This is a genomic window from Streptomyces sp. HSW2009 (genome assembly GCF_040240285.1).
Classification (GTDB): domain Bacteria; phylum Actinomycetota; class Actinomycetes; order Streptomycetales; family Streptomycetaceae; genus Streptomyces.
Genome location: NZ_JBEHZD010001331.1, coordinates 1 through 5,123 on the forward strand (window position 1 = coordinate 1; position 5,123 = coordinate 5,123).

The window sequence follows — 5,123 nt, forward strand, 5'->3', positions numbered from 1 at the left end:
CGCGGCGGCGAGGCGGGTCCGGCGCGGGAGCGACGGCGAGGCGGGCCCGAGGCGGACCCGGCGCGCAAGCGGGACCGGGCGGACCCGGCGGCCGGCCCGCCGAGCGAGGCCCGCCTACTCGTCCTCGTCCTCGTCGTCCAGCCGGGCCAGCCAGGTCGCCAGCCGCTCCACCGGGATCTCGAAGTCCGGGTTGAGGTCGACGAACTCGCGCAGCCGCTCGGCGAGCCACTCGAAGGTGACCTCCTCCTCGCCGCGCCGCTTCTCCAGTTCCTCGATGCCGCGGTCGGTGAAGTACAAGGCGTGCTCCGCAAGAGACGAGAGAGACGATGACGGTGGGCCGGGCCGCCACCCACAGGAGTGCACCGCCCGCCCGCCTTCAGGATAGGCCCGCCCAGGACCCGCCCCGGCCCCACCGACCGGCCCTACGACATCGCGCTACCGGCCGGGTCCGGCCACTTCGCTCAACCGGAGAGCTGGGCCTGGAAGACGGCGCTGTTGAAGTACGCCCTGGCCTCCCGGATCAGGCCGTCGTCGGCCAGCTCGTAGATGTTGATGCCGGACCAGTTGACCGGCCTGCCGTCCAGCGCGACGGCGGCCCCGCGCCAGGCGACGGCGACGTGGTTGCCGACGGTGTGCGCCTCGGTGGGGGTCAGTCCGAGGAAGGGGCGGAAGCCCGGCAGGACGGAGGCGATGAAGGCGTGGATCGCCGCACGTCCGGTGATCGGAGCGGTCCCGACGGGGTCGTGGAAGACCCCGTCCTGCGCGAACGCCTTCGCCCAGGCGTCGGCGTCACCGTCCTGCGATGCCTGGAAGAACTGGAGGACGGCCGGGGGCATGGCGGGAAAGGTCATGGAGAAAGGTCCTTCGGATCGGTGGTCGTCACGGAGGGGACAGCGGGTGGGTGCCGGTGGCCGGCGACCGGCGGCGGTGCCCGCGCGGCCGTACGGTGCCCCTTCACCGCGGCGGGCCCGCGGGCGCGGACGCCACCGCAGGGGCGGCGGCAGGACCCTTGGGGTGCGGGCGGCTGCGGCGGCCGGCGAGTTGGACGCCGAGGGCGAGCGCCGCGGCGAGCGCGATGAGCGCACACACCCCCGGCCAGCCGAGGAGTGCGTAGCCGCGGATGCCGAGCCAGGAGCCTGCACTGCCGCCGAGGAACGAGCACGTCATGTACGCGGTGTTGAGGCGGCTGCGGGCCTCGGGGCGCAGCCCGAAGATGCGGGCCTGGTTGGCGACCTGGCTGCACTGCACCGCCACGTCGAGCAGCAGGAGCCCCGCGCCGAGTGCGATGAGCCCCGGCACGCCGCCCACAGACCCGATGGCGAGGACCGCGGCGGCGGCCAGCGTGGCGAGGGTGCAGCGGGCGTTCACGCGCTCCGCGCCGCGCCGGTCCACCCAGCGGCCCGCGGCCGGGGCGCAGCACATGCTGGCCGCGCCGATCAGCGCCAGGACGCCGACCGCCTGGGCGTCCATCCGGTAGTGCGGGCCGGTGATGAGCAGGGCGAGGGCGGTCCAGGCGGCGCTGAAGGCGCCGAAGAGGGTGGCCTGGTACAGCGCGGAGCGCCGTAGGGCCGGCTCGGTGCGCAGCATCCGCACGGTGTCGGCGAGCAACGCCGGGTACCGGTCGCGGGCGGGGGCGGCGGCGGCCGGCAGGGTCCGGCCGAGCACCAGCGCGAGCAGCGCGGTGAGCGCGGCGGCGACCAGGTACGGGGCGCGCCAGCCGAAGTGTTCGCCTAGCACCCCGCCGAAGGTGCGGGCCAGCAGGATGCCGCCGATCAGACCGCCTTGCAGGGTGCCGATCACCGCGCCGCGCCGGTCCGGGGCGACCGCGCCCGCGGCCATGGGCAGCAGCAGTTGGGGAACGACCGTCACCACGCCGACCGCGGCGCCGGCGGCGGCCAGCACGCCGGCGGCCGGGGCGAGTCCGGCGGTCAGCAGCGCGCCGGCGGTCAGCACCAGCAGGGTCGTGATCAGGGGGCGGCGCGGGAGCCGGTCGCCGAGCGGGACCAGCAGGAAGATCCCGACGGCGTAGCCAAGTTGGGTGAGGGTGGCCACGGCCGCCGCGGTGGACGGCGCGACGTCCAGTCCGTCGGCGATGAGCGGGGTCAGGGCTTGTGGGAAGTACACGTTCGCCACGCTGACGCCGCACGCCAGCGCCAGCACCAGCGGCATGCGCCGTCCCAGCCCGGCGGGCTCGGGAGGGGCGGGTGGGACGGGAGAGGCGGGCGGGCCAGTCCTGGACATCGCGGACTCCAATCGAACGAACTAGATGGTTCGAAAGCTGGGGAGAGCGTCGCAGACCGATCTCCGAACGTCAAACGAACCAGTTCGTTACCATCGCTGCATGGCATACGACTCCACGGCGACCAAGGAACGCATCCTCGCGGCGGCGGCCTCGGAGTTCGCCGCCCACGGCGTCGCCGGCGCCCGCGTGGACCGCATCGCCGCCCAGGCCAAGGCCAACAAGCGGGCGATCTACGACTACTTCGGCGACAAGGGCAAGCTCTTCGCCGCCGTCCTGGAACGCCTGATGGCCGACCTCGCCGAGGCCGTCCCGCCCGGCGACGAGGACCTGCCCGCCTACGCCGAGCGCCTCTTCGACTACCACCGCGCCCACCCCGAGGCGCTGCGCCTGCTCCTGTGGGAAGCCCTCGAACTCGGCGACCAGCCCGTACCTGGGGAAGCCGCCCGCACCCAGCACTACCAGGACAAGCTCCACGCCGCGCGGACCGCGGACGACGACGCCGATCCGCGCACCCGGCTGTTCCTCACCCTCGGCCTGGTCGGCTGGACCCTGGCCATGCCCCAACTCCGGCGCATGATCCTCGGCCCCGACCACAGCCTCGACGAACTCCGCCCCGCCATCGCGCGGGCCGTCCGGGCGCTGCCCGTTGAGGACGGGTCCACCGAGGACGGGGCCGGGCCGGCGTGACGCGGCACTGCGCCGAACCGGGGGAGCCGGCGGGCGGCGCGCGGGGACGCCGACGCGCAGGGCGATCGATGCACGGGGCGATCGTGCGCGGGGAGGCTCCGCCGCCCGTCAGGAGGACCAAGGCCGGCCAGGAGGACCAAGGTCGCCAGCAGGACCAAGGTCGCCAGGAGGGCCGCGGCCACCGACCGCCGGCCGGTCGACCGCCGGCGCCCGCCCTCCCCGGCAGCCCTCGTCACGCTGACCAGATCGTTCCGGAGCCAGCCTCGATCGAGCCTGTCATCGATACATCGGCGCTGGTCATGATGGGTGACATGAAGCGAGCACTCATCGTCATCGATGTCCAGGAGTCCTTCCGCGTCGCCCCCTTCTGGGACGACATGGGCAACCAGCAGATCGCGGAGCCGGTCAACGCCCTGGTCCGCGCCGCCCGCGCCGCCGGCGACCTCGTGGTGTGGGTCCTGCACACCGCACCCGGCAGCGGCACCTCCTTCGATCCGGAACTGGGGCGCGTACGGTTCCTGGACGAGTTGGAGCAGCCGGCGGACGGCGAGCCCGTCCTGCACAAGACCGTGCACAACGCCTTCACCACCACCAACCTCCAGCACCTGCTGACCCGGGCCGGCGTGGGCGAGGTGTGGCTGTGCGGCATCCGTACCGAGCAGTGCGTGGAGACCACCACCAGGCTCGCCAGCGACCTCGGCTACCAGGCGGTGTTCGTCACCGACGCGACCACCACCAACCCGGTCGGCGGCCTGAGCGCCGAGCAGATCATCGAGCGCACCGAGGCCGCCCTGCGCGACCGGTTCGCCCGCATCGCCACGGTGGCGGAACTGACGGCCGAACGGGAACCATCGACCGCGTGACCCACGTCGTCTTCGTCCTGCTGCCCGGCGTCCACCTCCTTGAGGTGGCGGGCCCCGCCCAGGTCTTCGCCAGCGCGAGCACCCACGGGCAGCCCTACCAGCTCAGTTACGTCGCCGAGCAGGAACAGGTCCCCAGCGCCCAGGGGCTGCCGCTGACCGCACGGGTCAGTTGGCCGCCCCTGGGCCCCGGCGACCTGGTGCTGGTCCCCGGCTGGCAGGCCGCCACACTGCGGGACGGCCCCGGCTTCGGCGCCGACACCCTGGAGCGGCTGCGCGCCCACCACGCCGCCGGCGGCACGGGCGCCAGCGGCTGCGCGGGCGCCGAAGCACTGGGCCGGGCCGGCCTGCTGCACGGCCGCCGTTGCACCACCCACCACGCCCACCAGGACGAACTGGCCCTGCGCTACCCGGACGCCACCGTGGTCCGCGACGTCCTGTTCACCGCGGACGACCGGGTGGTCACCTCCGCCGGCATCGCCAGCGGCATCGACCTCACGCTGCATCTGCTCGCCGTGCGCCACGGGCCCGCGCTGGCCGCTCAGGTCGCCCGCGACATGGTCGTCTACGCCCGCCGCAACGGCCACGAGCCGCAGACCAGCGCCATGCTGCGGTACCGCTCGCACCTGGACGACACCGTGCACCGCGTCCAGGACCTCATCGACACCCGCTTCGCCGAGCCGCTGACCCTGGCCCATCTGGCCGCCCAGGCGGGCGTCAGCCCGCGCACCCTCACCCGGCTGTTCGGCCGCGCCACCGGCGGCCTGACCCCGCTGCGCTACCAGCAGACGCTGCGCGTCGAGCACGCCACCCACCTGATCGACCACGGCGCGACGGTCGAGTCCGCCGCCCGCGACGTCGGCTTCGAGGACGCCAGGATGCTGCGCCGACTGCGCGCCCGAACCGGGGGCTGAACGGACGGCCCCGCCGCGTACGGGCTCCTTGGGCACGGGTTTCGCGCGCACGGGCTCCGTACGCGCCGCCTCCCCGCGTACGGATTCCTCGCGCACGGCTTCTGCCCGCACCGCCTCCCCGCGTACGGGCTCCCCGCGTATGGGCTCCTCCGCACCCCGCCTCCCCGCGCACGCACTCCGCGCGTACGCCCCCACCAACCGCCGAAGCCCCGTACGCGGGCGGCCCCTGTACATGCCGAGGGGGCCCGGCCCCCCCCCCGGGGGGGGGGGGGCCCGGCCGGGGGGGGGGGCCCCCCCCCCCTCCCCCGTTCTCGGCCGCCGCAGTGCCGTCATTTCTCTTCGACATTCACGAGCCCATTGATCGCCAACCGCCTCCGGAAACCGTCGACAAACGCTGTTCTTAGAGATCAACGAAGCCAC

Annotated in this window: 6 protein-coding genes; 3 read left to right on the top strand and 3 right to left on the bottom strand. The window is 74.3% G+C overall.

The genetic code is table 11. The annotated features are described in order from the left end of the window. Positions 1-114: 114 nt before the first annotated feature. The 3 genes from AAHZ94_RS36235 to AAHZ94_RS36245 form a co-directional block, all read right to left on the bottom strand. On the bottom strand, positions 115-297 hold the full coding sequence (locus AAHZ94_RS36235; RefSeq protein ID WP_349997870.1) for a DUF6104 family protein: 183 nt from the start codon (positions 295-297) through the stop codon (positions 115-117). A 164-nt stretch (positions 298-461) separates the two neighbouring features. Beyond that, positions 462-851 carry a nuclear transport factor 2 family protein gene (locus AAHZ94_RS36240; RefSeq protein ID WP_349997871.1) on the bottom strand — a complete coding sequence of 130 codons (390 nt, stop codon included), beginning with the start codon at positions 849-851 and terminating at the stop codon, positions 462-464. Between the two features lie 103 nt (positions 852-954). Then, positions 955-2,169, bottom strand: coding sequence for an MFS transporter (locus AAHZ94_RS36245; RefSeq protein ID WP_349997872.1), 1,215 nt, complete (start codon positions 2,167-2,169; stop codon positions 955-957). 172 nt (positions 2,170-2,341) lie between these two features. Here AAHZ94_RS36245 and AAHZ94_RS36250 point away from each other — a divergent pair, with 172 nt between their 5' ends. From AAHZ94_RS36250 to AAHZ94_RS36260, 3 genes are all read left to right on the top strand, one after another. After that, positions 2,342-2,929 carry a TetR/AcrR family transcriptional regulator gene (locus AAHZ94_RS36250; protein ID WP_349997873.1) on the top strand — a complete coding sequence of 196 codons (588 nt, stop codon included), beginning with the start codon at positions 2,342-2,344 and terminating at the stop codon, positions 2,927-2,929. Between the two features lie 311 nt (positions 2,930-3,240). Beyond that, positions 3,241-3,792 carry a cysteine hydrolase family protein gene (locus AAHZ94_RS36255; RefSeq protein WP_349997874.1) on the top strand — a complete coding sequence of 184 codons (552 nt, stop codon included), beginning with the start codon at positions 3,241-3,243 and terminating at the stop codon, positions 3,790-3,792. Next, positions 3,789-4,703: a GlxA family transcriptional regulator gene (locus tag AAHZ94_RS36260; protein ID WP_349997875.1), complete on the top strand. Its 915-nt coding sequence runs from the start codon at positions 3,789-3,791 to the stop codon at positions 4,701-4,703. Before AAHZ94_RS36255 ends, AAHZ94_RS36260 begins: the two co-directional genes overlap by 4 nt. Positions 4,704-5,123: the final 420 nt, after the last annotated feature.